The 25,976-nt window shown below is 31.0% G+C and carries 23 protein-coding genes and 8 pseudogenes; 9 read left to right on the top strand and 22 right to left on the bottom strand.

The genetic code is table 11. From position 1 onward, the window contains the following. Positions 1-144: 144 nt before the first annotated feature. From bpuSUM_RS08625 to bpuSUM_RS08535, 21 genes and pseudogenes are all read right to left on the bottom strand, one after another. Positions 145-777 (bottom strand): Vsp/OspC family lipoprotein, encoded by a 633-nt coding sequence (locus bpuSUM_RS08625; RefSeq protein ID WP_430644678.1) that lies wholly within the window; start codon positions 775-777, stop codon positions 145-147. 141 nt (positions 778-918) lie between these two features. Next, positions 919-1,911: a variable large family protein gene (locus tag bpuSUM_RS08620; RefSeq protein WP_247067981.1), complete on the bottom strand. Its 993-nt coding sequence runs from the start codon at positions 1,909-1,911 to the stop codon at positions 919-921. Positions 1,912-1,984: 73 nt separating this feature from the next. After that, a pseudogene (locus bpuSUM_RS08615) lies at positions 1,985-3,030 on the bottom strand (variable large family protein). 187 nt (positions 3,031-3,217) lie between these two features. Then, positions 3,218-4,195, bottom strand: a complete 978-nt coding sequence (locus bpuSUM_RS08610) for a variable large family protein (protein ID WP_247067979.1) — start codon at positions 4,193-4,195, stop codon at positions 3,218-3,220. A 224-nt stretch (positions 4,196-4,419) separates the two neighbouring features. Continuing rightward, on the bottom strand, positions 4,420-4,749 hold the full coding sequence (locus bpuSUM_RS10005; RefSeq protein ID WP_347343313.1) for a Vsp/OspC family lipoprotein: 330 nt from the start codon (positions 4,747-4,749) through the stop codon (positions 4,420-4,422). Positions 4,750-4,769: 20 nt separating this feature from the next. Next, positions 4,770-5,030: a Vsp/OspC family lipoprotein gene (locus bpuSUM_RS10000; protein ID WP_347343312.1), complete on the bottom strand. Its 261-nt coding sequence runs from the start codon at positions 5,028-5,030 to the stop codon at positions 4,770-4,772. A 92-nt stretch (positions 5,031-5,122) separates the two neighbouring features. Next, positions 5,123-6,170 (bottom strand): annotated as a pseudogene (locus bpuSUM_RS08600) (variable large family protein). 129 nt (positions 6,171-6,299) lie between these two features. Beyond that, a complete protein-coding gene (locus bpuSUM_RS08595; RefSeq protein ID WP_247067977.1) occupies positions 6,300-6,920 on the bottom strand; it encodes a Vsp/OspC family lipoprotein in 621 nt (206 codons plus the stop codon). Positions 6,921-7,038: 118 nt separating this feature from the next. Then, positions 7,039-8,028 (bottom strand): annotated as a pseudogene (locus bpuSUM_RS08590) (variable large family protein); the annotation flags it as partial. Positions 8,029-8,126: 98 nt separating this feature from the next. Next, positions 8,127-9,197, bottom strand: coding sequence for a variable large family protein (locus bpuSUM_RS08585; protein ID WP_430644677.1), 1,071 nt, complete (start codon positions 9,195-9,197; stop codon positions 8,127-8,129). Between the two features lie 141 nt (positions 9,198-9,338). Then, positions 9,339-9,476 (bottom strand): hypothetical protein, encoded by a 138-nt coding sequence (locus tag bpuSUM_RS08580; protein WP_247067975.1) that lies wholly within the window; start codon positions 9,474-9,476, stop codon positions 9,339-9,341. Then, positions 9,466-9,951, bottom strand: a pseudogene (locus tag bpuSUM_RS08575) (variable large family protein); the annotation flags it as partial. The gene bpuSUM_RS08580 and the pseudogene bpuSUM_RS08575, both read right to left, overlap by 11 nt. 239 nt (positions 9,952-10,190) lie before the next feature. Continuing rightward, complete coding sequence (locus tag bpuSUM_RS08570) at positions 10,191-10,826, bottom strand: Vsp/OspC family lipoprotein (protein ID WP_430644676.1); 636 nt, start codon at positions 10,824-10,826, stop codon at positions 10,191-10,193. Positions 10,827-10,940: 114 nt separating this feature from the next. Further along, positions 10,941-11,912: pseudogene (locus bpuSUM_RS08565) on the bottom strand (variable large family protein); the annotation flags it as partial. 17 nt (positions 11,913-11,929) lie between these two features. After that, positions 11,930-12,504: pseudogene (locus bpuSUM_RS08560) on the bottom strand (variable large family protein); the annotation flags it as partial. Positions 12,505-12,848: 344 nt separating this feature from the next. Next, positions 12,849-13,031, bottom strand: coding sequence for an ERF family protein (locus bpuSUM_RS10105; RefSeq protein WP_430644680.1), 183 nt, complete (start codon positions 13,029-13,031; stop codon positions 12,849-12,851). Positions 13,032-13,209: 178 nt separating this feature from the next. Continuing rightward, positions 13,210-13,446 carry a hypothetical protein gene (locus bpuSUM_RS08555; protein WP_247067973.1) on the bottom strand — a complete coding sequence of 79 codons (237 nt, stop codon included), beginning with the start codon at positions 13,444-13,446 and terminating at the stop codon, positions 13,210-13,212. Positions 13,447-13,865: 419 nt separating this feature from the next. After that, positions 13,866-14,396 (bottom strand): chromosome replication/partitioning protein, encoded by a 531-nt coding sequence (locus tag bpuSUM_RS08550; protein WP_247067971.1) that lies wholly within the window; start codon positions 14,394-14,396, stop codon positions 13,866-13,868. A 71-nt stretch (positions 14,397-14,467) separates the two neighbouring features. After that, positions 14,468-15,241, bottom strand: coding sequence for a ParA family protein (locus tag bpuSUM_RS08545; protein ID WP_247067961.1), 774 nt, complete (start codon positions 15,239-15,241; stop codon positions 14,468-14,470). Continuing rightward, positions 15,217-15,774 (bottom strand): DUF226 domain-containing protein, encoded by a 558-nt coding sequence (locus bpuSUM_RS08540; RefSeq protein ID WP_247067959.1) that lies wholly within the window; start codon positions 15,772-15,774, stop codon positions 15,217-15,219. The genes bpuSUM_RS08545 and bpuSUM_RS08540 overlap by 25 nt, the downstream gene beginning before the upstream one ends. Positions 15,775-15,783: 9 nt before the next feature. Continuing rightward, a complete protein-coding gene (locus bpuSUM_RS08535) occupies positions 15,784-16,887 on the bottom strand; it encodes a plasmid maintenance protein (RefSeq protein ID WP_247067957.1) in 1,104 nt (367 codons plus the stop codon). 241 nt (positions 16,888-17,128) lie between these two features. On the opposite strand from bpuSUM_RS08535, the gene bpuSUM_RS08530 reads away from it, so the two are divergent. Both bpuSUM_RS08530 and bpuSUM_RS08525 read left to right on the top strand, forming a co-directional pair. Continuing rightward, on the top strand, positions 17,129-17,575 hold the full coding sequence (locus bpuSUM_RS08530; RefSeq protein ID WP_247067955.1) for a hypothetical protein: 447 nt from the start codon (positions 17,129-17,131) through the stop codon (positions 17,573-17,575). Positions 17,576-17,580: 5 nt separating this feature from the next. Beyond that, positions 17,581-18,087 (top strand): hypothetical protein, encoded by a 507-nt coding sequence (locus tag bpuSUM_RS08525; RefSeq protein ID WP_247067945.1) that lies wholly within the window; start codon positions 17,581-17,583, stop codon positions 18,085-18,087. An 872-nt stretch (positions 18,088-18,959) separates the two neighbouring features. On the opposite strand, the gene bpuSUM_RS08520 is transcribed toward bpuSUM_RS08525, so the two are convergent. After that, on the bottom strand, positions 18,960-19,388 hold the full coding sequence (locus bpuSUM_RS08520) for an Mlp family lipoprotein (protein ID WP_347343314.1): 429 nt from the start codon (positions 19,386-19,388) through the stop codon (positions 18,960-18,962). 40 nt (positions 19,389-19,428) lie between these two features. Here bpuSUM_RS08520 and bpuSUM_RS08515 point away from each other — a divergent pair, with 40 nt between their 5' ends. The 7 genes and pseudogenes from bpuSUM_RS08515 (at position 19,429) to bpuSUM_RS08480 (ending at position 25,607) form a co-directional block, all read left to right on the top strand. After that, the gene (locus bpuSUM_RS08515; protein ID WP_247067943.1) at positions 19,429-19,575 is read left to right on the top strand and encodes a hypothetical protein; all 147 of its coding nucleotides are present in this window, start codon (positions 19,429-19,431) and stop codon (positions 19,573-19,575) included. Between the two features lie 218 nt (positions 19,576-19,793). Continuing rightward, positions 19,794-20,060 (top strand): DUF603 domain-containing protein, encoded by a 267-nt coding sequence (locus bpuSUM_RS08510; protein ID WP_247067942.1) that lies wholly within the window; start codon positions 19,794-19,796, stop codon positions 20,058-20,060. A gap of 42 nt (positions 20,061-20,102) precedes the next feature. Next, complete coding sequence (locus bpuSUM_RS08505; RefSeq protein ID WP_247067940.1) at positions 20,103-20,327, top strand: hypothetical protein; 225 nt, start codon at positions 20,103-20,105, stop codon at positions 20,325-20,327. Positions 20,328-20,337: 10 nt separating this feature from the next. Then, a pseudogene (locus bpuSUM_RS08495) lies at positions 20,338-21,651 on the top strand (PBSX family phage terminase large subunit). 40 nt (positions 21,652-21,691) lie between these two features. After that, positions 21,692-22,453 (top strand): Bdr family repetitive protein, encoded by a 762-nt coding sequence (gene bdr / locus bpuSUM_RS08490; protein ID WP_247067926.1) that lies wholly within the window; start codon positions 21,692-21,694, stop codon positions 22,451-22,453. 231 nt (positions 22,454-22,684) lie between these two features. After that, positions 22,685-23,733, top strand: a pseudogene (locus bpuSUM_RS08485) (variable large family protein). 989 nt (positions 23,734-24,722) lie between these two features. Then, complete coding sequence (locus bpuSUM_RS08480) at positions 24,723-25,607, top strand: hypothetical protein (RefSeq protein WP_247067924.1); 885 nt, start codon at positions 24,723-24,725, stop codon at positions 25,605-25,607. The last annotated feature ends 369 nt before the right edge of the window (positions 25,608-25,976 follow it).

The raw sequence follows: 25,976 nt of genomic DNA, 5'->3' as shown, positions 1-25,976 counted from the left end.
TAAAGGAAGTAAAGGAAAAATTAAAGAAGGAAAATAAGCTAAGAGAAGAATACTCTTAGCTTATTATTTATAGACTTTATTTTATGAGATAATTACTATTGATTAAAAACTAATCTTATAATAATAAATTAAATTATTTATCCCTTAGGTATTAGAGGGTTTAGTAGAAGTTGTAAGCTCATTAATTGCAGCTGTTACTGAATCATTAGCAGCTTTTAACAATGCATCAATTGCTGTGTTGAGTGCTTCAAGTTCAGTAACTCCTTTATTTTTAGTAGCATTTGTTACAAGTAAAGCTGCTTTTGCATTATCATCACTAGCATCTTCTTTACCAAGGTCAGTATGTTCTGTTTTCAATTTATTTGAGAATGATTCACCACTAGTTTTAGCAGCAGTAACCTTTGCTTTAAGCACAGAAGAGAGTCCAGCCTTACCCTCTAATACTGTCAATTTACTATTTATATCCAAAGCAACATTATATGCTCCAGCAAGCAATGATCCATTCTTACCAGCCATATCAGCAAGAGTATCTCCGTTTTGGATTTTCTTACCAATAGCACCAGCAAGAGTATCAATGGACATAACTAAAGTATGAACGTCTTTAACATCTTTAGCAAAAGCAACAGAGTCTGTAATGTTCTTAGTTATTTTAGCTAAATCAATAACAGTGCCATCAGATTTAGCCACTTCATCATCTTTAAGATTTTTTCCTGAAGTATTACAAGATAAGAGTAAAAATAAAGTCAAAAATAACGCACATAAAGTAATTCTTTTCATTATCACGTGCCTCCTTTTTACCTCAGGGGGGCAAGATAGTTAAAAAATTTTGGTCAGCATAAGAACAAAAGGAAAACGGTTCTCATAAAGAGAGAAGAGTTTTCCTCAAATGACTTTATTATTTAGTATTGATTTAATTATTTATTGTCCACTAGCTGTTGCGTTTGCAGATGTAGTAGAATCAGGATTAATTTTCATAGCATCTTTAACAGTCTTAAGACCCACATCAATAGTGTTTCTTATTGCTATGGTGAGAGTACCCAAAGCCTTGTTTACAGCACTTATAGCTGCACCTTTAGCAGCAGTAGCATAATCAGCACTCTCAGCAGTAGGACCAGCAAATTTACCATCCTTAGCCATTGCTCTTAATGCTATTCCTCCTGCAACTTCTGCATCCTTAGGATCAGCACCAGCGTTACCATCATTGCCCTTAGCTAACTTAGTAGCAGCTTTATCAGCTTTAACTATAGCTTGTAATATGTCAGCGCCAGTTACTGCTCCAACTGCTTTTGCAGCATCAGCTGCAACCTTTTTTGCATTAGCATCATCACCAGCATTAGCAGCAAATAATTTACCTGCTTCACCATTACCAGCATTGGCAGTTCTTACAGTCAAACCATCAGCCTTTTTATCAGTACCAGCATCATGTTTACCTTCTTTAAGTACAACGTCTACTATACTTTTAATTCCTTTAATTAAACCATCAACATCACCAGCAGCACCTGCATTCTGATCAGCAACGTTAGCAATTGGGTTATCATCAGAACCAATAGCCTCACTAGCGGTCTTAGAGCCCTGTATTATCTTATCAAGAGTATTAGTAATTAGAGCTTTTACAGCGGTATCAGTAGCCTCTGCATTAGGATTATTTTCAGTCTTCATGTCAGCAACAATTTTCTCAAGGGCTGTCTTAGTAGATAAAACAGTATCATGAACTTTCTTAAAGTAGTTCCCAACATCAGATTTTCTAGTAGTAGTATTAAACCCTAAAACATCTCCAACCATATCAGAAAGGGAAGTAAAAACATTTAAGAAGTCATTACCTAAACTAATAACAGACTTTAAGAATCTACTCTGAGGATCCTCAGCATTAGTAGTACCACTGCCACAGCTAAGAAGCAAAAATAAAGTCATTTGAGGAAAACTCTTCTTTTCATAAGAATTGTTTTCCTCAAATGACTTTATTTAGATTATTTAATTAGCTAATTTATTTAGTAGCAGTAGGTTGAGTAGTAGAACTAGCTTCAGTGGATTCAGTAGTAGTCTCAAAGTACTGTATTCCCTTAACAGTTTCTCTTATCTTATCTAGATTGCTTAATACTGTTTTCCTAATTATCAAGTCAAGTATTCCCAGTCCCTTATTTACAGCACTTGCTGCTGCCGACTTAACAATATCTTTATCAGCATCAACAGCACTAAATTTACCATTCTTAGTCATAGCTTTGAGGGCTACTGCTGCTACTAGGTCAGCATTACTTTTAGCACCAGCTGCAGCATCAGCCTTGTCATTAGAAGCAGCAAGTGCTCCAGCTTCATTATTGGCACCGTTAAGTTTAGCAGGAGTAGTAGCAGTAGTATTTTTAATTTTATTAATAATAGCCCATGGATCTGCTTTAGCAACTTCAGCTGCTAGCTTATCACCAGCTCCTTGAGTAGCCTTGGCAGTATGCCCTCCAAGAACAGCAATAGCATCAGTAGCAGCATTAGCAGTAGCTATTTGATTACCAGCAGCTCCAGTTTCAATCTCTACTCCAGATTTCTTTGCTACATCAATAATTGTCTTTACATTCTCAATTATAGCTTCAACACTAATCTTATCAGCAGCACCAGGAGCTGCATCAGCATTATCACCAATAACAGCACTATCATTAGTTACCCCAGCAAGTGTAGTTAAAGCAGAAATTAGTTGTTCAAAGACATCATTTGCACTGTTAATTGCACTCTTAACAGCTTCAATTGTACTCCCATTAGCATTTTTTTTGCACCAGATATTTCACCTGATAGCTCTTTTAACTTCTCCTTAGTATCACCTAAACCTTGTTTTATCTTATCAAAGTGTTCACCAACTCTACTTCTCTTGTCCCCCGATTTAACTGCTGTAAGTCCAAAAGCATCCCCAATAGCATTACCAAAAATACCAAAAATCTCGTAAAACCCATGACCTATCTTAACTAATGAAGTTAAGATAGTGGTTTTAGGATCCTCCATCTTAATAGTACCACTGCCAAAGCTAAGAAGTAAAAATAAAGTCATAAGTATACTTATATTTAAATTTTAATTCTCTCAATTAATCCATTCTTCATATTATAGTCCTTCCTTTTACTAAGGGGAACTAGATATAAATAAAAGGAAAACGAATCTCATAAAGAGAGAAGGGTTTTCCTCAAATGACTTTATTTAGTTATCTATTTGTTATTAAATTCTAACAGTTCTTATTAACTTAAGAGATTGTATTATCAGTAGTTAAAGGGGTATCAGTAGGATTAAATTTCATTGCTTCTTTAACGGTTTTAAGTCCTGAGTCAATAGTGTTTCTTATTGCAATAGTTAGAGTACCCAATGCTTTAGTCACAGCACTTACAGCTGCTCCCTTAACTGCAACAGTAACCTCCGCGGTTCCAACATTATCATTAGCAAATTTACCATCCTTAGCCATAGCTGTTAATGCAATAGCACCTGCAATAGTTCCATCTTTAGCATTAGCTGCTTTAGCATCACTACCATCCTTAACCATAGCTTGTAATATATCAGCCCCAGTTACGGCCCCAACAGCTTTAGCAGCATCAGCTACTGATTTCTTTGCATTATCAGCACTATCAATAGCAGCATTACCAAATAGCTTACCTGCTTCATCAGTTCCACCATTGGCAGTTCTTGCAGTATTGCCATCACTAGCCTTTTTATCATCCCCAGCATCATGTTTACCTTCTTTTCCAAGTACTACATCAACAATTGATTTAATACCTTTTACTAATTTATCAACTTCAGTACCAGCAGCACCACCGTTATTCTGAGCAGCAACATTACCAAGCAGGTCACTAGCATCACCAATAGCCTCACTAGCAGTCTTAGCACCCTGTATTATCTTATCAAGTGTTTCACTAACTAGTTTGTTAACGGCGGTCTCAGTTGTAGCAGCATTAGGATTATTTTCAGACTTCATATCAGCAACAATTTTCTCAAGGAATGTTTTAGTAGATGAAAGAGTATCATGAATGGTCTTAAAGTAGTTCCCAACATCAGACTTTTTAGTAGTAGTATTAAACCCTAAAACCCCTCCAACCATATCAGAAAGTGAAGTAAAAACATTTAAGAAGTCATTACCTAAACTAATAACTGACTTTAAGAACCTACCCTGAGTATCCTCAGCACTAGTAGTCCCACTGCCACAACTAAAAAGTAAAATAAGTAACATCATTAATAAATAAAACAAGATAAAATCAAAGCATAAATATAAGGACCAAAAGAAAAAAGAAATCAAAGGTATCATAAAAAGTATGACAAAATAGTAAAGAAAGAAATAAAGTCTATAAATAATAAGCTAAGAGAAGCAAACTCTTAGCTTATTATTTATAGACTTTATTTTATCAGATAATTACGATTGATGAAAAACTAATCTCATAATAACAATATATATCTTAATTAAGGTTTAGTAGGGGTTGTAAGCTCATCAATTGCAGCCGTTACTGCAGCTTCAGCAGCCGTTAACAACACATCAATTGCTGTATTCAACTTACCGAGTTCTTCAGCTCCTTTATCTCCATTAGGCTGACTAGTTCTATCTATAGCTTTTTGTGCATTATCTTTAGTAGTAGCTCCTTGATCAACCCCTAACTCAGCATGTTTGCTCTTGAGTTTATCCAAAAATGCTTTAGTTGCAGTTGTAAAACTAATTACTTTCTCATCCAAAATTTGTTCTTTAAAAGAGCCCAAAACGCTTAAAGCTTTTGATTTCTTATCTATATCTAACACAATACTATAAACTCCTGACATCAATGAAGTATTTTATCAGTACTACCATCATCAGTAAGAGTGCCATCATTATGAATTTTCTTACCAATAGCATTAGCTAGTGTATCAATAGACTTAACTAAAATATGAATTTCTTTAACATCTTTAGCAAAAGCAACAGAGTCTTTTATGTTCTTAGTTATTTTAGCTAAATCAATAACAGTGCCATCAGATTTAGCCACTTCATAATCTTTAAGATTTTTTCCTGAAGTATTACAAGATATAAGTAAAAATAAAGTCATTTGAGGAAAACTTTTCTCTTCATAAGAATTGTTTTCCTCAAATGACTTTATTATTTAGTACTGATCTTTTTATTATTAAAAATTCTTTATTGTTACTTTTTATTTTCAGTTTCTACAGATTCAATAGTCTCTACAGATTTATCTTCTTGTTTAACTGTAGCTAGTACTTCATTTATCTTTTTTAAACCACCATCAACAGTATTCCTTATTGATATTATTAACGTACTTAATTTTTGTTCACAGCATTAGCAGCAACTCCTTTAGCTGCATCAGCTTCAGTCTTATTCGCAGCAGTATCCTTAACAATAAATTTACCATCCTTAGCCATTGCCCGCAGTGCAATAGCTGCTGATATTACTGCATCCTTCTTTGCTGAATCTCCAAGTTGATCATCATTATCAGTAGAAGTACCCTTAGCTAAAGCCAGAGCAGCTGCATCCTTAGCTTCATTAACTTTACCATCTTTCGTAGCATTAGAATCAGCAGCAGCAATAGCTTTTAATATGTCAGAACCACTTACAGCACCAATAGAAGCACTAGCAGCCGCTACATGTTTCTCTTCAGCGCCACCATTATCAGCCTCATTTTTAGCCCCAAATAACTTACCAATATTCTTTTTATCATCATCAGCTGGGGTAGTTTTATCTGCTTGTCCATTATCTTCTGTAATAACTAAAGCAACAATTTTACTTATACCCTCAACTAAATTTTTACACTTTCTGCATCAGCACCATTCCCAGCAGCATCAGATTTCACAACATCACCAACAACTCCACCAGTAGCCCCTTTAGCAGCTTCTTTTGCTACTGCTGCAATCTTGTCTAATGTGTCAGTGATAAACGTATCAACAACTGTTTTAATTTTTGAGTAATTCCCATTCTTAGCAACTTCTGCTTGCAGCTTCTCTTCAACTGTGTTCATAGTAGTCTCAATAGAAGTGAAATAGTTACCAATGTCAGATTTCTTAGTCTCAGCCTTAATACCCAAAGCCCCAGTAATCATATCAAAAAGAGAAGTAAAAACATCTAAGAACCCCTTACCTAAATTAGCAATAGAGTTTAAGAATGTGGTTTTAGGATCTTGAGCACTAGTACTGCCACTGCCACAACTAAGAAGTAAAAATAAAGTAGCAAAGCAAATAAAGGAAGAATTAAAGAAACAAAAAAAGCTAAGAGAAGCAAACTCTTAGCTTATTATTTATAGACTTTATTTTATCAGATAATTACGACTAATTAAAAAGTAATCTTATAATAATAATTTATCTCTTAATTAAGACTTAGCAGAGATTGTAAGCGAATTAATTGCAGATTCTACTGCTGAGTTAGCAGATTTTAACAACTCATCAATGACTGTACTTAATTTTTTAAGGTCAGTAGCAGAAGCATCGGTTCTATCTATAACTTTTTTTGCTTCTGCATCTTTTTTAACACTTTCATTATCCTTTGCAGAGCTTTTAAATTTAGTTAATAAAACATCATTTGCATTTTTGGCCTCAGTAACCTTTTTCTTACATGCATCTGAGATTTTAGCTGATGGTTCTTCCAATAATTTCAATTTAGTTTCTACAGTCAATATTACTTGAAATGCCCCTGCAATTAACTGTTCATTTTGATCAGCTGTAGAAGCCTCTAAAACACCTGTCTCATCTGTTTTAATTTTCTTGCCAATAGCTTTAGCGAGCTCATCAATGGATTTAACTAAAGAATGAATTTCTTTAACATCTTTAGCAAAAGCAACAGAGTCTGTAATGTTCTTAGTTATTTTAGCTAGGTCAATAACAGTGCCATCAGATTTAGCCACTTCATCATCTTTAAGATCTTTTCCTGAAGTATTACAAGAAATAAGCAAAAATAAAGTCAAAAATAACGCACATAAAGTAATTCTTTTCATTATCACGTGCCTCCTTATTACCTCACAGAGGCAAAACATACAAATAAAAGGAAAACGATTCTTACAAATAGAAAAGTTTTCCTCAAATGACTTTATTTAGATTATTTAATTAGATAATTTATTTAGTAGCAGTAGGTTGAGTAGAACTAGTTTCAGTTGTTTCAGTAGTAATCTCAGAGTACTGTATTCCCTTAATAGCTTCTCTTATCTTATCTAGATGGCTTACTACTGTTTTCCTAATTATCAAGTCAAGTATTCCTAAAACCTTATTTACAGCAGTTACAGCAGCAGCTTTAACTACATCAGTATCTGCAGCATTAGCACTAAATTTACCATTCTTAGTCATAGCCTTAAGAGCTACGGCTGCTGCTAAGTCTGCATTAGTAACCGCACCATTCTTATTCGCAGCATTAGGTAATTTAGTAGCTAGTGTAGCAGCATCATTATTGTCATCAGTATTAGCAGCATCAGTAACCTTAGTATTATTAATTTTGTCAATCATAGCCCATGGGTCTGCTTTAGCAACTTCAGCTGCTAGAGCAGGACCAGTATTAGCAGCAGGGGCATTATTATTATCTTTACCAACAATTACTGCTCCTGCCTTATCATCACCTTTTTCTACAGCATTACCAGCCTCTCCAGCATCAATCTTTACGCCTGATTCTTTAGCGGTCTCAATAATAGCTTTAACTTCTTTAATAACAGTTTCAACGCTATCTTTATCGGCAGCTATTTCAGGAGCACTAGCAGTATCACCAATTGGATTACCATCATTAGTTACACCAGATAATTTAGTTACAGAGTCAATTAGTTTTACAAAAACATCATTTGCACCTTTAATAGCATCCTCAACTAATTTAATTGTACTCCCATTAACATTTTTTGCACCAGATATTTCATCTGATAGCTCTTTTAACTTCTCCTTAGTAGTTGTAAGTCCATTTCCTACAGTCTTAAAGTGTTCACCAACCTTACTTTTCTTGTCACCGGATTTAACTGCTGTAAGTCCCAAAGCATCACCAATAGCATTACCAAAAATCTCGTAAAACCCATGACCTATCTTAACTAAAGAATCAAAGCAAGTATTTTTAGATTCAGCATCCAATTTAAATTCTTAAGTTTAATTACAACAAAAAAAGAGGGCATCCTAGAGTTATCTCTAAGATTGCCTTTTACTCTAATTACTTAATAATTTAATTATCTATTTTACTTCTGACCTGCTTCTTTTGGAGCTCTTGCCTCATCTATCTTTGCTTTTGCTTTCTCAAGAACATTCTTTACTGTCTTTTTAATTAGATCTTCTACCGCTACTAATAACTTATTTGCCGCGGTTATTCTTACTCCTTGCGCTTCTCCTTGTCCTCCTTGTCCAGCTGCTGCAGATGCTAATTTACCTGTCTTAACTAAAGAACGTAATGCTACCCCTCCTGCTACTGCTGCTGCCTTTGCAGTATCTGCACCTGCTAAATTAGCAGCTGATCCTCCTTTAGCAAAAGAAATGGCAGTTGTACTTCCATTTGCAGCTGCTGCTAGTGCTGCATCACTTTCTCCTGATTTAACTATTGAGTCTAGAATTTCTTCACCACTTACTGTTGCTAGTATTGCTGCTGCCTTAGCTGCATCAGTTGCTGCTGGTTTGTTGTCTGTAGCCAATATTTTAGCACCATCCTTATTATCTGCATTATCTACTTTTAATGTTGTTGCTCCTACTTTTGGCTTTGAAATACCTTCTGTAGTAGCTGTTTCCACTATTCCTTTCAATGAATTATATGCTTTCTTTAATTCAGTTTCATCTGCAGCTGTTCCTGCAGCATCACTTGCTGCATCTCCTACTACTTTAGCATCACCTATATCTTTTAAAGAGTCTAAATGAGTTTTTAATGTGTTTAAAGTAGCCTTAGCAGAATCAATAGCTACTCTAATAGGATTTTTAGATGCATCGCTTGTATCAATACCTGCTGTTGCTTTAACTGCTACTTGTTCTAACTCTTCTGATGCTTGTCCAAGCTTCGCACCTAGACTGTTAAAATAACCCCCTACATCACTCTTCTTTGTAGTTGATTTAGCAGTAAAGCCTAATGTACCGGATAGTAACTCTAAAAATGAATAAAAAGCATTCTCAGCACTTCTACCTATATCCATGAGAACTGAACTTAAACTGCTCCCTCCTGTAGCTGCCCCACCACCATTAGCAGAATCAAGTGATTGTTGTCCACTGCCACAGCTAAGAAGTAAAAATAAAGTCATTAATAACGCACATAAAGTAATTCTTTTCATTATCACGTGCCTCCTTATTACTCAGGGTCAAAATGGTTAAAACTTTGTTAAATAAAATAAAATAAGGAAAACAATTCTTATGAAAAGAAAAGTTTTCCTCAAATGACTTTATTTAGTTATGTATATTTTATTAATAATTATTTATTGTCCACCAGCTGTTACGTCTGCAGGAGTAGTAGAATCTGCAGATTTATCTTCTTGTATAACTGTAGCAAGAGCATCACTAATTGACTTTAAACCAGTATCAACAGTATCTCTTAGAATCCCCTGCTTCAGCATTTCCTTTGCCTTTAAGAACCACTTCAACAATAGTCTTAATTCCATTTATCAAGCTTATAACATCCCCTCCAGTACCACCAGCATTATTAGCACCAGCAGCTGCAACATTACCAATTGGGTCATTACCCTCAGCTCCTTTAGCAGCTTCTCTAGCCCCTGCTGCAATCTTGTCTAATGTGTTAGTGATAAAAGTATCAACAACTTCCTTTATCTTTGCATAATTCCCATTAGTAGCAACTTGATCTTGTAACTTTTTTTTAAATGTGTTAATAGTTGTTTCAATAGAAGTGAAATACTTACCAATGTCAGATTTCTTAGTATCAGCTTTAATACCAAAGGCTCCAGAAACCATATCAGAAAGAGAAGTAAAAACATCTAAGAAACCTTTACCTAAATTAGCAATAGAAGTTAAAAATGTGGTTTTAGGATCCTCAGAATTAGTACTGCCACTGACACAGCTAAAAAGTAAAGGCAAGAAATTTAAACTATCATTAAGAGATAAAACAAGATAAAATCAATGAATAAATATAAGTCTAAAAGATAAAAGTAATCATAAGAAATCTTAAGGAAGTATAACAAAGTAATAAAGGAAGTAAATAAAGAAATAAAAGAACAAAAAAAGCTAAGAGAAGAAAACTCTTAGCTTATTATTTATAGACTTTATTTTATAAGAAAATTACCATCAATTAAAATTAATCTTATAATAATTTATCCTTAGTTAGAGGGTTTAGCAGGAGTTGTAAGCTCACTAATTGCAGCTGTTACTGCCGCTTCAGCAGCCTCTAACAACGCATCAATTGCTGTATTCAAATCACTAAGCTCTTGCGCTCCTTTAGTCTTAGAACCATTATTTCTATCTATGGCTTCCTTCGCATTAGCACTAGAAACAGCTGCTGAAGCCACCCCAAGAGTAGCATTTTCTGACTTCAATTTATTTAAAAATGCTATACTTTTTTGCTTAGCAGAAGTAACTTTATCCTTCATCCCAGCAAATTTTTCAGCGTTGCCCTCCAAAGCTGTCAATTTAGAGTCTGCATCAGATATTATTTGATATGCCCCTGCAAGTAATGTTCCATTTAAATTATCATTATCGTCTTGAAGCCCACCTGCTTGAATTTTCTTTTTAATAGCTTTAGCAAGTTCATCAATAGACTTAACTAAAGTATGAATTTCTTTAACACTCTTAGCAAAAGCGACAGAGTCTTTGATGTTCTTAGTTATTTTAGCTAAATCAATAACAGTGCCATCAGATTTAGCCACTTCATCATCTGTAAGATTTTTTCCTGAAGTATTACAAGAAATAAGTAAAAATAAAGTCATTAATAACGCACATAAAGTAATTCTTTTCATTATCACGTGCCTCCTTTTTTACTCAAGGGGGCAAGATACATATAAAAGGAAAACGACTCTCATGAAGAGAAAAGTTTTCCTCAAATGACTTTATTTAGTGATATTAATAATTTTTTATTGTTTCTGGCTACCGGTTGCTGCTTCTGCAGGTGTAGTAGAATCTGCAGACTTATCTTCTTGTTTAACTGTAGCAAGAGCTGCATTTATTGACTTTAACCCACTATCAACAGTATTTCTAATAGCAATAATAAGAGTACTTAAAGTCTTACCAACAGCACTAGCAGCTGCCCCCTTTACTGCATTGGCAGATTTATCGTCATTCTTAGCCGCAAACTTACCATCCTTAGCCATTGCTCGCAATGCTATTCCAGCAGCAATAACTGCATCTTTATCTTTTAAAGTATCGCCAAATTCCTTATCATCATCTTTGTTAGCAGCAGCAATCTCAGCAGCATTCTTTGCTTGATCAATCCCAACATCATTATTAGCAGCCTCAGCAGATTTAGCAATAGCTTGCAAGATGTCAGCACCAGTTACTGCGCCTATTGATGCACTAGCTGCAGCAGCATGTGCTTCTGTACCATCATCCTTTTTACCAAGCAACTTACCAATTGATTTTTGCTCTGTGTTACCAGTCTTAGTAGCACTTGCATCTCCTTCACCCTTTTTTAAAACCACACCAACTATTTCTTTAATCCCCTTAACAAGGGGATTAACACTTATAGCGTCTACTGGTGTAGCCTCCTGGTCTTTAACAGCATTACCAATAGCATCGCTACTAGTAGCCCCACTAGCAGCTGTCTTAGCTCCTTCTGCAATTTTATCTAATGTCTCAGTAATAAACGTATCAACAACTGATTTAATTTTTGAGTAATTCCCATTCTTAGCAACTTCCGTCTGTAACTTCTTTTTAACAGATGTCATAGTTTTTTCAATAGAAGTGAAATAGTTACCAATATCTTCCTTTTTAGTGTCAGTTTTAATGCCAAAGGCCCCAGTAATCATATCAGAAAGAGAAGTAAAAACATCTAAGAACCCTTTACCCAAATTAGCAATAGAAGTTAAGAATGTGGTTTTAGGATCCTCAGCACTAATAGCCTTAGCAGCACCTTAGCAGCATCAGCTGCTGCTTTTCTATCATCCGAACCAGCTCCAATACTACCATCAAACAATTTACCCACACCATCATTATTCCTTGTGCTATTACCATCTTCAGCCTTTTTATCATCCCTCACTTCAGGATTCCCTTTGTCTTTAAGTACCACATCTATAATTGATTTAATACACTTTACTAGACTATCAATACCAGCTCCAGCAGTAACGCCATTATTGTCAGCAGTAACATTACCAAGTAGGTCATTAGCATCAGTACCAATAGCTTCACTAACAGTTTTAGCCCCTTGGATTATTTTATCAAGAGTATTAGTAATTAGATATCAGTAGCATCTGAATTAGGATTATTCTCAGATTTCATGTCAGCAACAATTTTCTCAAGGGCTGTCTCAGTAAATGAAAGAATATCCTGAACGGTCTTAAAGTAGTTCCCAACATCAGAATTCTTAGTATTAGTATTAAAAACTAAAATCCCTCAAACCATATCAGTAAGGGAAGTAAAAACATTTAAGAAATCATTACTTAAACTAATAAGAGATTTTAAGAATCTACTCTTAGAACTCTGCAATGAAAGTAATCTAAGTTCTCATTAAGAGATAAAATAAGTTAAATAATTATTTACAAGCTCAATTCAATATTCTATAGTTTTAAGCTCTGGTTTAGTTTCAAAAAACTTGAGTATATTAGAATAATTATCATTTTTTAATTGTAGTAAAAACTTATATATTATTTCTAAATTATCAAAAGGTGTCTCATCTAATACCTAATGCATTCTTTCAGATGCTTGTAACAAATTCTTGTAATAATTATACTTAGCAGGTATACGTTTAAGAAGCTTATCAAGCTTAATTACAGATTTATGGCTTGTAGTTTGCTTTTCTGTTATGCCTTTAGTTACCCTTTTAGTATTTACTTCTTTACTATTAATACCTTTTTTACTTTAAAAGAGCTAGCATCAGTGTCAACTTCACTCTCAATTGAAAGAGATCCTACAAGAGCATATCTTTCGTGATATGTTATGCATGAACCTACAAGTTGAGATAATGTATTTTGATTCTTTATTCCTAGAGAAGAAAACTCTTCTGTGTAAATAAGTGTATCAAATGACTCTCCATATTCACTCTTGGGACTGTAAAATGTTGTTGTAATAATATTAACTAAATCACAATCAAAATTTTTTATAGTTGGACATTATATAAAATAAATATCTAGATTATTGATTTTTATAACATTCTTTATTTCTCTGATTATCTCATTAAAATCTTGATACTTATATTCCATATCCATTAAGGTTCTTAGCAACACTACTTAAATGCATTTGCAGACTGTGTAAAGACTTTAGAAAGTTTCTCCCTGATTGATTTTCATTTGTTACTGAACTTTGATCATTTATTATTATATCTGTTACTTTTCTTTTTGCTTTTTTACTTAGCTTTTTAACTGCTTTACGCATTTTAGTTTTTGTATTTTGATTTTTATTCTTTGTTATTTTATTTGCATTTGTCATATCAAACCCCTACTTTATGAATTACTAAAAACAAATATATAACAAAAAATAAAAATTTTCAACACCGTTAACAAAAAAAATTTAGAGCTTAATTAAAAACTCTAAAAGAATTCTTAACTAAGCTCTAAGGCTCACTGTGGTGATCATAAAATAGGTAGTTCTAAAATGATAGCACTACTAACAATAACTAAAATACAACAAATTGCAAATAAAATCAACCCTTTACTAATAACTTTCTTACCCCATAAAAAACTTACTTATTAAAGACATAATCATAGATATAATTATTGGTACTCCTAAAATAGAAATAAAGTGTAAAATACTATATATTACTGCTTCAGTAAATCCCTTTTTAAGAACCCCATCCTCAAATCTTCTGCTCTACATATCTTATGTGATAAATTATTCATAAACACTTCTTACTGTTCATCTTTTACGATTTTAAATTCATTTACAAATTTTTCCAAGATTTTCTTTTCACTTGAAAAAAGCTTATCTAATATAAATCCCGTAAGTTTTGGATTTTGCTTATAAAAATCATAACTTTCTTGATTTTTAAGTTGAAACCTCAACGGTTTGATTGGATTTACTCTTGATTTTTTTAATGTTTTACTTTCACTGTTCCTCAAAACAAACAATGTCTGTCTAAACCCGTTTTCTACTAAAAAACTTTCTTCAATAATACCCTCTTCTATAGCACTTGCAATCTTTAAGTAATCATAGGCTTGAGTTTTGGCTAATTTATAATCTTTTGTAAAATCTTCAAAATTCTTGTAACCATCGAGCTTATAATACTCATTATCTTTTATTTCTTTTAAAACTTTCATTGTTTCTATCCTAGAACAGATTTCAGATTTAAAGTTAATAACTAACTTTGACTTTAATGATTTATACTTAACTAATGCATCACTTTCATTAGACAAATCTCTTTTATTCAATTGTATATGCATATTTAAACCTCCTGAAACTAATCTTTTTTCCGGTGCCGGAAATTTGTTCTTTCTTTTATTCAAAATCTCCATTATATTTTCCATCCAAAAGATAATGTAATTTCCATTTTATCTAAAAAACATCTAAGTACATTTTGGTATTCATATATATAATCTTTGTTTAAATCAAAAACACTGTTTTCTGCTATCCTTTTATTCAAATCCTCTCTTTCAGATATAGTTCCTAAAAAATCATCCCTGGATTGTAAAATATCAAGCAAATGTTTATGGGTATTATTTTTTTTAAATCTAGTTACTAGTATAAAAGTAGGTATGCTAGCTCCTATTTTATTAGAATAAAATTCTAATAAATCTAAACTTTCAACTGCCCATTTTTCAGCTGTTATTGGCACTAATATATAATGACTACTTACTAAAGCATTTATTAAAGTAAAGTCTAAACTCGGTGGGGTATCAATTAATATATAATCATAATTATCCTGTAAAGATTCTAATCTCTTTTTCAATCTTAATTCTTTAAATGAAATGGCTTCCTGATTAAACTTATGCAAGCTTAAATAACTAGGTATCAGATCTAAATTATTACCGATACTTATAATTGCACTGTTTATCTCTAAAGAATCTTCTTTCAATACCTCGTATATGTTAATATTTGCTAAATCTATATTTTTTGCTTTAATTTTATTAAAGAAATAACTTGTTATTGAAGCTTGTGTATCAATATCTATTAAAAGTACTTTATAATTTTCGCTTAAAAGCGTTGCAAATATTAGTCCGGTACTACTTTTTCCAACACCTCCCTTAAGACTTGCAATACTAATTATTTTAGGTTTTTTTCTATCCATTTGGTTATAAGACCTCCATTTGGTAATTTTTTATTGTAAAATTCATATACTTCTTTTTCTAAGTTTGCAAGTTTATCAACTAAAAATTTGCAATAATTCGTATCTACTTTATCTTTTCTAAGTAAATAAGAAATTCCCACAAGATAACAAAACACACTTCCTTTTTTAAATCTAAATTCTATGTAATAAACTTTTGAAAATGTAGATGCTTTCATAACCCCATTCTCTTCATATCTTGTTACAACATTCTTTATTGGTTTTTTATAGCCATAAAAAATACCTAAAAATTTATCATCATCTCTTGCAGGAAATAGATTAAAAAATTCTGCTTCTTTTCTATTAAATAACTTCCTAAGCAAAATAAAGAATTTACTTTGTTTTTTATTGACTCCGAATGCATAAAAATCTGTCATAACTTTTGTGTGATATAAAGTTTTGTTATTTTTACTTTCTATCTTAATAAAGATAGGTTTATCTCTTTTATCCTTAATTTCTAACTTTTTCTCTTTAAGGCGTTCTAATACATTCTTCATAACTAATCCTTAACTAGTAATTTTTTTAGATTTTTCTAACTGTAAATAACTTTTATTATCTTCCATTAACTCTAGAAGTTCATAGTAGTAATGGTTACTAAATACCTTGTCATATTCTAATTTGTTCTGTTTGCTTAAATAATTCTTTAATATTGGTACCAAAACCGACATGTTTACTTTATGTCTTAATTGTTCAAGAAGTATGCTAAAGATATTATCTCTAATATCTCTCTCATTTTCTTGTGCGTTCTTTTTAATGTGTTTAACTATTTTTTTAAGTTTTCCTATTATCTTTTTTAAATCATTGTATTTATCTTTTTCTATGATAAAGTGGGGTTTATTTTTATATTGTTCATACACATTTTGTATTTGGGTTTCTAATTGCTTGGTGTCATACCCTTCATTCTCTAGATCAGCTTTTATTTCGTCTAGTATTTTACTTAATTCTTTTTGTTTACTTTCAAGTTTACTGTTATTTGGTTTAATATCATTTATTCTTTTGTACCCACTATTTTCAGTTATTTTAATTGCTTTCAGTAATTGAATTTTAAAATCTTTGTTCGCTTCTAAATTCAAAATAGAAAGGAAAGCATTTGATTTAAAATTGCATTTCTTAGCGTATTTTTTTACTTGTGATTTTTCTATAGATTTTATGCTGTTCTTATCTTCTTCTTTATTATTATAAATATTATTAATACACTCCCATTTTTCTACACTGCTATTTTTAGTGCAAGTCTTTTCAAGATATGCACTAACACGATTTTTGTGTCTTTCTTCTTTTTTATCTCTAAAGTGTTTATTGATTATTCGGTAACATTCTTTTTTAGAGTATTTAAGTTCATAATAAATTTCAGTCCCCATGTTAACACCCAAATGTCTGTGATAATTAATTGTCACTTTAAATACTTTTTCTAATTTATAGAGATAACTTTGTAGAGTTTTAAGTTTAATAGGTTTTTGGTCATTCTTTTTCATATTGTTATTAAAGTAATAAAGTATGTTGCTTTGAGAGTATTGATTAAGATTTAAGTTCACGTAATTTAATGTTGATACTAAAACGATTAATTTGTGTTGGTGTTTGTTTTTATAAATTGGCTTTTTTGTGCCTCTCATTCAAGTCTCCTATTTTATGAATTTACTACTAACTATGATAGTGCAATACCCGTTGAAAAGTAAACCCATTTATAATAAAAATATATTTTGTAGAATTTAACAAAAAAATATATCAAAAGTTTTAACAAAAACAATTTTTTTGTTATAAGTACATTATAGGAGTTTAAATATGATAGATGTAACAAAGATAAATGAGTAAAGATCAGAGGTGGGGATGCAATAATTTGATTTGTACGGACAAATGGTGTTTAAGGGTTTTGAATCTTTTGCATATCAAAGTCAAAAAAATCTTAAAAGTAAACAAAAACAGTTAAGTAAAATAAATAAGGTAGGACGTAAATTACCAAAAATTGGTAAGAATGAATGTTTTAAATTTAATAGTAAGGTTGACTTTAGTATGCAAAGAGAATCGTTAAAGCGTATGGGAGCAAGTGAAGTTGGAAGCATGTTTAGTGGTGCTGGTGCTTTAGAAAAATTAATGCGAGAGCGAATACTTAAAGCTATAGGAAGGGAAATACCATTTGAAGATAACTTGAGCATGAGAAAGGGAAAGGAGCTAGAAAACCTAGGATTTGAAGAATTTGTGCGTATGCACGTGGGTAATATTGAGGTGTTACATAAAAACAAATATGCAAACGGTATTGATAAATGTAATTACTTTAAAAAATTAAGGACTGTGAGACATTAGTTGGTTTGATAATTGATGGATGGTTTGTGAACAGCGATTGCGAAGCCGAGTTACTTGAGATCAAATTTATTGATAATTTTTACTTAAAAAGTGCTGCTTTTGAATACAATAGACTTTCTAATTTTTTAGAAGATAAATATTTCTTCAAGTATTATGTTCAAGTACAAATGCAGCTACTCTGTACAGGTTTAGATAAGGGAAATTTATTTTTTATCATAGGTGGTGAGCTGGTCAACTGTGTAATTGATAAGAGTGATGATTTTATTAGTTATGTAATGGTTGATATTTCAAGATTGGAGCGGGATGTAATTAGTATTGCCAAATCTTTAAAGTCAAATAGTGATATTGATATTAAAAATATTGAGTTATACAAGCTTAGTGATATTATCAGGGATTTTTTGAAAAATAGTTTTGTATATGAGGAGCTATGTGATGTAGATTTTAAGTTCGAATTTTTAAAATTTGTAAAATCAAGTCAACTTGAGATTAATGGAGGTGGGAAGCAGCGTTGAAAGGGATTTTTTAGCCAGGTTAGTTTTGTGATTGTGTTTTTTTTGTAAAAAACCGAAGGTTTTATTATCTTTGTTATGAAAGTCAACTAAATTGTGGTTAATAGGTCTTTAAGATATAAGAATTGTACAAAGAAAGCAATGGGGGTGTCATTTTTTATGTATTCATTATTACATAGAAAAGTATAAAAATTTGCAATTTAGTGTTCTTTAACGTCTAAGCGTATATTTATGCTTGATTAAGATTTAGTTTGTTACTTTTATAAATAAAAATTGAAATATTGGTTAAATCTTGAATAATTTATATTTATTATAAATCAAATAATTATTAAAACTTAAAGTTTAACAAATAATTTTTTGTAAATAAATACTTAAAGGTCAAATTATGTCTTTACTTTGAAGTTGGTAAAAATTTTGAAATGGGAAGTAGTATCGAGGTATATGAAAATATTAGCAAATACTTATACGTAGAGTCAATTTTTAAAGGTCTTCATTGTATATAAAATATGCTGTTATACGTATTTGTAATAAATATAAATGTTATTTTTTTGAGAACTTAGGGAATATATCTAGTACTCTTTCTCCTTTTCCTTACAAATACTTTTATTTTTACTTTATATTGCTTGTTTGCCTAATTCTCTTTTTGCAATGGCATTCTTCTGTGTTATATTTTAACTTCTCTCTCTATGTTAACCTCAAGTTAACAAAATGTTTACTTACACACTTTCTTAATCCTTTTACCCATTTCTTTTTAAATCTCTTTTCTTAAATTCTCTATTTTATCCACTATTTGACTTAAAAACTTATTTATTATTAAGATAATAGATTTGCTACTATCTTAATTTACTTTTATTAAATTCTATTGTTTCTTGTGACTAATTTGTTTCCTCTGGCCAGTATTGTTTCAACTGACTTGTTTGATATGATATGTTTGCTATAACATGTTCGAAAGTTTTTTCATTGCTTTTGGTTTTGAATGATGTGGTTATACTTTCTATAAGCTGTGCTGCAAAGAAGATACTTATAGAATTTCCCCCAAACGTCCTTTCCTCAAAGTATTGAGCTACGGTGTTTCCATATTTACCGTTTTGAGTATTATATGAAATCTTACCATTACCATCATTAGCAAGAATAGCATTTGTTATATATTCATCAAACTTTTCGTTAGGTGCATGTTTTTTTCTTTGTTCCTCTAAGAAATCATAAGCTTCAGTAAACGCATCAGCCAATTCTTTTTGTTTTTGTGGATTATTTTCAAGCCATGTTTTAAAGTCTGTGTATCCTTGTTTATACTGGTGGTTGATTATTGAACTATGATGACTATATGCGAAATCAAATGCGTTTATGAAAGATTTAAATTTTTCTTCTGCTATTCGTTTTTCTTCTGCTATTATTGTTGCTTGTATTGTGTTTGCTGATGCATCTATTCCTTTTGGTATGTTTTCTTTTATTGTTTTTGCTATTCGTTGTTCTTCTGTTATTAGAGATTGATTATCACCACAGCAGTGTGCTACAAATTATCACTAATTTTATATATTTATTCATATAAAGATTCTCCTTATTAATTTATTTAATTAATTATTAATATAATAATATATTGTTTTAATATTGTATAGATTTTATAATCTTATTACTTGTGTTATATAGTTTATGTTAAAATTAGTTAACAAAAATTAAATTGAGTTTACTTAAAACAGGGTTAAAGAAAGATGAATAGAGAAAAGAAGTCATTTGATGATTATATTGTGTATTTTAATGAAGATAGGCTTAGTGATATTGTAAAAGATATGGGAGTCAGTCGTGCTAATATGTGTAAGATGAGACGTAAATGGGAAAGTAGAGATGTTAATAATATGGATAGTGCTTCCAAACTAACAATAAGTAAAGATACACTAATTAATATTTTAATTCGGGCATCTGAGAGTAATTTGCAAGCAAGTAATATTAAAAGCCAGTTCAGTATAGTCAAAAATTAGTTAGGAATTGAGTTTACCGCTTCATTTAAGAGATATTTGGAATTGGAACTTAAATCTTATAGTCAAGAGATAGAGATATTAGAGAGTCAGATTATAGATCTTAAGAGAGAGCTTGGTAATGAAGATAATGAAGAGATTAGTAATAAGATATTAGAACTTAATAATGTTAAACGTGCAAAGGAACTTAAGCAAATAAATTTACTTTATCAAGTAATGGTTAAATTAAAAGCTACTGATATTGATTCACAAAATAAATTTACAATCTAGAGGATATAGTGTGGATATATACAAGTTACCGTTATTTAGAGAGATGCAAAGAGAATATAAACGTTCATTTGATATTGATATTACGTCTTTTATTAAACCAAATAAGATAATAATTGATTTTAAAGGATTTGCAAGTAAATATTTAACTTCAAATCAACATGATGTTTTAAATAGTATTGAGAAACATAGAGAAACCAATATCATTTTATCTGATGATATAGCAAGTGGAAAAACATTTTTGGCTTGTTATTTATATCTCAAAACTCTAATTAAGAATAGACATCTATACAAGGAAGATACAAATAATTTTATTTTGGGTAATTCACAAAAATGATTAAAGATTAATGTTTTAGGGCAGTTTGAAAAGATTGCTAGTATGCTTAAGATATCCTTTAAGCCAAAATTTTCTAACACATCATATTTTGAAATAGACTCACTAAAAGTTAATCTGTATGGAGGAGATAAGGTGAGTGATTTTGAACGGTTTAGAGGGTCTAATTCGGCGCTTATTTACGTTAATGAAGCAACTACACTGCATAAAGAAACATTAATAGAATGTTTAAAAAGGCTTAGAGTAGGAATGCAGGCAATTATATTTGATACCAATCCTGACAGCCCGGAGCATTTCTTTAAAAGGAATTATATTGATAATACAAAAATTTACTTTACATATAACTTTACAACATATGATAATGAATTAATACCTTCAGATTTTATTAAAACACAAGAAGAGATTTACAGGGACATTCCAACATATAAAGCAAGGGTTCTACTTGGAGAATGGGTCTCGTCCTGTGATGCGATATTTACCAATGTTAATCTTACAAGTAAGCATGAATTTATATCCCCAATAGCATATTTAGATCCTGCATATAGTATAGGAGGAGATAATACAGCCCTTTGTGTTTTGGAGCGAGTAGATCAAAGTTATTATGCGTTTATTTTTCAAGAAAAGTTACCAGTAGGTGATCTTGGTGTGTTAAATACAATTAAAACTATACTTACAAACCTTAATGTACACAAACTATATGTTGAAGATAGGGATGATATTTCTGGGCATGGGAATGTGATTAAAACGTTTCTTAAACTTAGAGAAGGTATGAGTCATAAGTTTAAAATTGCTACGTTAATAGAGCCATTTGCAACATCTAAACTTAGTATTATGGATTATTCAAGTAAGTCAGCTATATCTGATATTTATAAGTACAAAGGAGATGGTAAGAGTGATGATAATTCATTAGATAGCTTGTCAGCATCATATATGTTATTGACTCTAAGTATGCGTACTCTTAAAGCTCATTTTACTAAAATAAGGTTTCTATAATACTTAAAATATTATATAATAATTACATAAGGAGTTTTTTATGGGACTTGCACAGCCTGTTATTACTCAACAAATGGTTATAGCTGAACTTACTAAAGCCGGTATTAAGAGAGATATTGCTATTGATTTGTCTTATAGATATTATCGTAATGAGCTGACTTACAAAGATATTGAATTCTTAAAAGAAAACTTTGATATAAAATTGAAACATTTAGAAGATGGGATTAGTAGTGTTAAGGATGAACTTAATACCAAAATAGATACTAAATTTAATGAACTCGATAAAAAAATAGATACCGTTGAGAGTAACTTTAATCTTAAGATTGAAAAAGTTGAAGCGCTTCTACAATCTGAAATTAGATCTGTAGAGTCAAGCTTACACGCTGAGATTAAATCTGTCAAAACCGACCTGGATAACAAAATTGATACTAAATTCAATGAACTTGATAATAAAATTGATACTAAATTCAATGAACTTGATAATAAAATTGATACTAAATTCAATGAACTTGATAACAAGATTGACAATGTTAGAAGTGAACTAAAATCAGACATTAAGGAGCTTGATAATAAGATTGATACTAAATTTAATGAACTTGATAATAAGATTAATAATGTTAGCAATGAGGTTTCTCTTGTTAGAAAAGATATGGAAATTAATAGGATGGATCTTGATAATAAACTTGATAAAACCGCATCAGAATTTAAGAGTACATTAAGACTTCATGGTTGGATGTTTGGTACCCTTATCACACTTAATATAGGAATATTCTTAGCATTAATGTCATTATTAGTAAAGTAAATTTATTTAATTGATTTTCTGTCAATTATTTTTTTACGGAATTATTTAATTATTTATTAATAACAATCAACATAGTTGATTGTTATATCATGCTCAATATCTTTAAGATTATAGTGCCTATGTTCTTAGTTTTTGTTTTTATGTTTATCAAAGCTTATTATTCGTTTATTCCCCTTGAGGTAATAAGGAGGCACGTGATAATGAAAAGAATTACTTTATGTGCATTTATTGATGACTTTATTTTTACTTCTTAGCTGTGGGAGTGGTACTGCTAGTGCTGAGGATCCTAAAACCACATTTTTAACTTCTATTGCTAATTTAGGTAAAGGGTTCTTAGATGTTTTTACTTCTCTTTCTGATATGGTTGCTGGGGTCTTTGGCATTAAGGCTGAGACTAAAAGGAGGAAGATATTGGTAAGTATTTCACTTCTATCGAGACAACGATGAATACAGTTAAAAAGAAATTAAACACTGTGGTGGCAGAGAATGGTAAATATTCAAAGGTAAAGGAAGTTGTTGATACGTTTATTACAGGCACATTAGACAAGATTGCTGCTGGTGCAAAGGAAGCTGCTAAAGGGGCTATTGGTGGAGCTGTTGGTGAAGTCGTGAAATCTGATTCTGCTGGGAATGGTCCTGATGCAGAGAGTATAAAGAGTCTAGTTAAAGGAATAAAAACTATTGTTGATTTGGTTTTAAAAGAAGGAGATCCAAAAGCAGATAAAACTACTCCAGTTGATGATGATAAGAAAGATATTGGTAGGTTATTTGGGGCTAAAAATGAGGCATCAAAAGGTGCTGAAGATAAACATGTTGCTGCTGCTAGTGCTTCTATTGGGGCCGTAACTGGTGCTGATATCTTGCAAGCTATTGCTGCTGCTAATGCTGATGCTAAGAAAGATGGTAAAGTTAGTGAGGCTACGGATGCAGCTGCTTTGGCTTTAGCTAAGGGTACTTCTACTGATAATGAGGATCAACTTGGAGATTCAGCAAAGAAAGATGCAGTTATTGCTGCTGGTATTGCACTGCGAGCAATGGCTAAGGATGGTAAATTTATTGTTAAGGATACTGCTGCGAATAAGACTGAAGCTGAGTCTGCTAAAGGAGTTGCTGCTAGTGCTGTTGGTAAGACTTTAAGTACCCTAATAATAGCAATAAGAAATACTGTTGATAATGGATTAAAGTCAATTAGTGAAGCTCTTGCTACAGTTACACAAGAAGATAAATCTGCAGATTCTACTACACCTACAGAAGCAGCAACCGGTAGCCAGAAACAATAAAAAATTATTAATATCACTAAATAAAGTCATTTGAGGAAAACTCTTCTTTTAAATAAGAACCGTTTTCCTTTTTTTAATTTTAGTAGATTAAATATTTGTACTAAATATAAGACAGTAACTTTTATGCAGTTCCCTATTAATTAGGTATAAGTAAGTATTATGAGATTAGTTTTGTTTGGTATGTAATTAATTTTATTTTATTATAATTATTATATTTCAATATCGAGATTCAATAATTAAATAATCTAATATCCCAGGAGGGAAATATGAAGAGCAGTATATTATCAGTATGTATGTTAGCATTATTATGTTTGTTATCGTGTGATATAAATGCCTTTAATGATTTATTAAATAAGGAATATAAGGTTTGAAATAAAGGCTTTATAGATCTTGTTGATTATATGGAGTCGTGGTGCAAGAATATTGGAGGCGGTGTTTAAGTTTTATGTTAACGTATCATGTTTTGTTGGCAAGCTATAGTTAATCAATAGGATAAATATTTGTAAAGGCTATTGGATTTGAAGAAATTTAAAATAAAGACTTATAGGTAAAGGCAGTAGTAAAAATAAAGGTCATTTAAAGTATAAGATTTTCTTGTGATTTAAAAGGTCAAACAGGGGCTATGTTTTCTTAGTTATACATGTATATAAAATTATACTAATTGATATTAATCTATTTTTGATCCTTTTAGAAATTATCTAGGGGTATAGTTGTTTGCACCAAAATCATAACCTAACAATATCAAGATAAAAAGAATAGTTTTAAATAAATAATAATGGTAGTGTAAAAATGAATACTGTGTCTTTTTTGGGATCTATGGATTTTAGAGAATAAGTAAATACTTGTATAGTAAGAGAGAATAAAAAAAAAAGAGAATTTTAATTAAAATAATTTGTATTTTAGATAAGGTGATATATATTTTAAATTAATAATGATTATTATTTATATAATAATCATTATTAATTTATTTGATGTCCCAGGAGGGAGATATGGAGAGAAGTATTTTATCAGTATGTATGTTAACATTGTTATGTTTGTTATCATGTGATATAAATGCCCTTAATGAATTGCTAGACAAATCAAGAGAAAAATTTGTAGAAGAAAATAAAAAGTTAGAAGATTTAAAATCTAGAGAAGAGAGGCAAAAAATTAAAGAAGAGCAAGTAGATATTGTTGTAAAGAGTGAAGAGGGTGTAAAGATAAATCAAAAAAATTTACAAGAAAAAGGTATTGAGATAGAGCTTAAAAAGGAAAGACCTAAAGAGAGCGTGGGACAACAACAGTCTATATCCCAAGATAATAGGTTAACTGAAGAGGAAGAATCTTATCTTGTTAGTTACGATAATGAGGTTAATGAAATTAATAGCAAAGTTAGTAGTAAATTAGTAACTATTGAGGCAATGTATAGAGAGGTAAGTGCATCATTATCAAAGATTGAGAGTATGCAAGCTAATATTATTAAAGCTAATTCTGATCTTGATAGGGCAAGAGGTTCTAATGGAAATGGTATTGATCAAAATGTGAAGATAAATTTACATCAAGCAATTGAGAAGGTTAAGAGTAGTAAAAATATTGCAATGGTGTGGTATAAGGAGCAATTTAATGCATTAGAAAATGCAAAAAGTTATGCTGAGCATGCAAAGAATTCTACTGAGTCTGCTTTAAGGCACTCAGCACAGATAAGGTTAAATGGTTATTATGGTATACATTATTATTATATATCAGATGCAAAAGTGAGTTTGGGTCATGCAGATGATATGTGTGCTAAAGTAGAATCAGAGATGGGTAAACTTAGGAATTCAATGAAACAGGTAGAGGAAGATTTTGATAATTTAAAGAGAACACATGAAGCATTAGGTTTTGATAAAAAGTAATACATACCATGTTTACGATAAAGCAATATGTAATTAATAATTTTATTGCTTTTTGAGAGTATGATGTTTAAGTCAAATAGGGTTTAAATATAAATTGAACCCTATTTTTTTATATTTGCTTTAGAAATACATAATATAGAAATATATAACTTATTTATAAATAAGACAACTCTAGTATAAATCAGAGACAACTATTGTATATTTTTATAGTAACTATGTACAATTTAGTGACAACTAATAAAAAGGGAAGATAACTATGTTCATTGCGATATCAACTATGTACAAAAAGAGAGCAACTATGTGCAAAATGATAGAAACTTTAGTCAAAAAATAAATGTCAATAGACTTATACTATTAACAAATTATAAA

Source organism: Borrelia puertoricensis (assembly GCF_023035875.1).
GTDB lineage: Bacteria > Spirochaetota > Spirochaetia > Borreliales > Borreliaceae > Borrelia > Borrelia puertoricensis.
Note: the sequence above shows the minus strand (reverse complement) of the source record. Positions and strands in the feature narration are given on the sequence as shown.

Coding starts and splice junctions, on each gene's coding strand:
- bpuSUM_RS08625 (WP_430644678.1), bottom strand. CDS start 777: ATGAAAAGAATTACTTTATGTGCGTTATTTTTGACTTTATTTTTACTC.
- bpuSUM_RS08620 (WP_247067981.1), bottom strand. CDS start 1,911: ATGACTTTATTTTTGCTTCTTAGCTGTGGCAGTGGTACTACTAATGCT.
- bpuSUM_RS08610 (WP_247067979.1), bottom strand. CDS start 4,195: ATGATGTTACTTATTTTACTTTTTAGTTGTGGCAGTGGGACTACTAGT.
- bpuSUM_RS10000 (WP_347343312.1), bottom strand. CDS start 5,030: ATGACTTTATTTTTACTTATATCTTGTAATACTTCAGGAAAAAATCTT.
- bpuSUM_RS08595 (WP_247067977.1), bottom strand. CDS start 6,920: ATGAAAAGAATTACTTTATGTGCGTTATTTTTGACTTTATTTTTGCTT.
- bpuSUM_RS08585 (WP_430644677.1), bottom strand. CDS start 9,197: ATGAAAAGAATTACTTTATGTGCGTTATTAATGACTTTATTTTTACTT.
- bpuSUM_RS08580 (WP_247067975.1), bottom strand. CDS start 9,476: ATGCTGAAGCAGGGGATTCTAAGAGATACTGTTGATACTGGTTTAAAG.
- bpuSUM_RS08570 (WP_430644676.1), bottom strand. CDS start 10,826: ATGAAAAGAATTACTTTATGTGCGTTATTAATGACTTTATTTTTACTT.
- bpuSUM_RS08555 (WP_247067973.1), bottom strand. CDS start 13,446: ATGACAAATGCAAATAAAATAACAAAGAATAAAAATCAAAATACAAAA.
- bpuSUM_RS08550 (WP_247067971.1), bottom strand. CDS start 14,396: ATGCATATACAATTGAATAAAAGAGATTTGTCTAATGAAAGTGATGCA.
- bpuSUM_RS08545 (WP_247067961.1), bottom strand. CDS start 15,241: ATGGATAGAAAAAAACCTAAAATAATTAGTATTGCAAGTCTTAAGGGA.
- bpuSUM_RS08540 (WP_247067959.1), bottom strand. CDS start 15,774: ATGAAGAATGTATTAGAACGCCTTAAAGAGAAAAAGTTAGAAATTAAG.
- bpuSUM_RS08535 (WP_247067957.1), bottom strand. CDS start 16,887: ATGAGAGGCACAAAAAAGCCAATTTATAAAAACAAACACCAACACAAA.
- bpuSUM_RS08530 (WP_247067955.1), top strand. CDS start 17,129: ATGGTGTTTAAGGGTTTTGAATCTTTTGCATATCAAAGTCAAAAAAAT.
- bpuSUM_RS08515 (WP_247067943.1), top strand. CDS start 19,429: ATGAAAGATTTAAATTTTTCTTCTGCTATTCGTTTTTCTTCTGCTATT.
- bpuSUM_RS08510 (WP_247067942.1), top strand. CDS start 19,794: ATGAATAGAGAAAAGAAGTCATTTGATGATTATATTGTGTATTTTAAT.
- bdr (WP_247067926.1), top strand. CDS start 21,692: ATGGGACTTGCACAGCCTGTTATTACTCAACAAATGGTTATAGCTGAA.
- bpuSUM_RS08480 (WP_247067924.1), top strand. CDS start 24,723: ATGGAGAGAAGTATTTTATCAGTATGTATGTTAACATTGTTATGTTTG.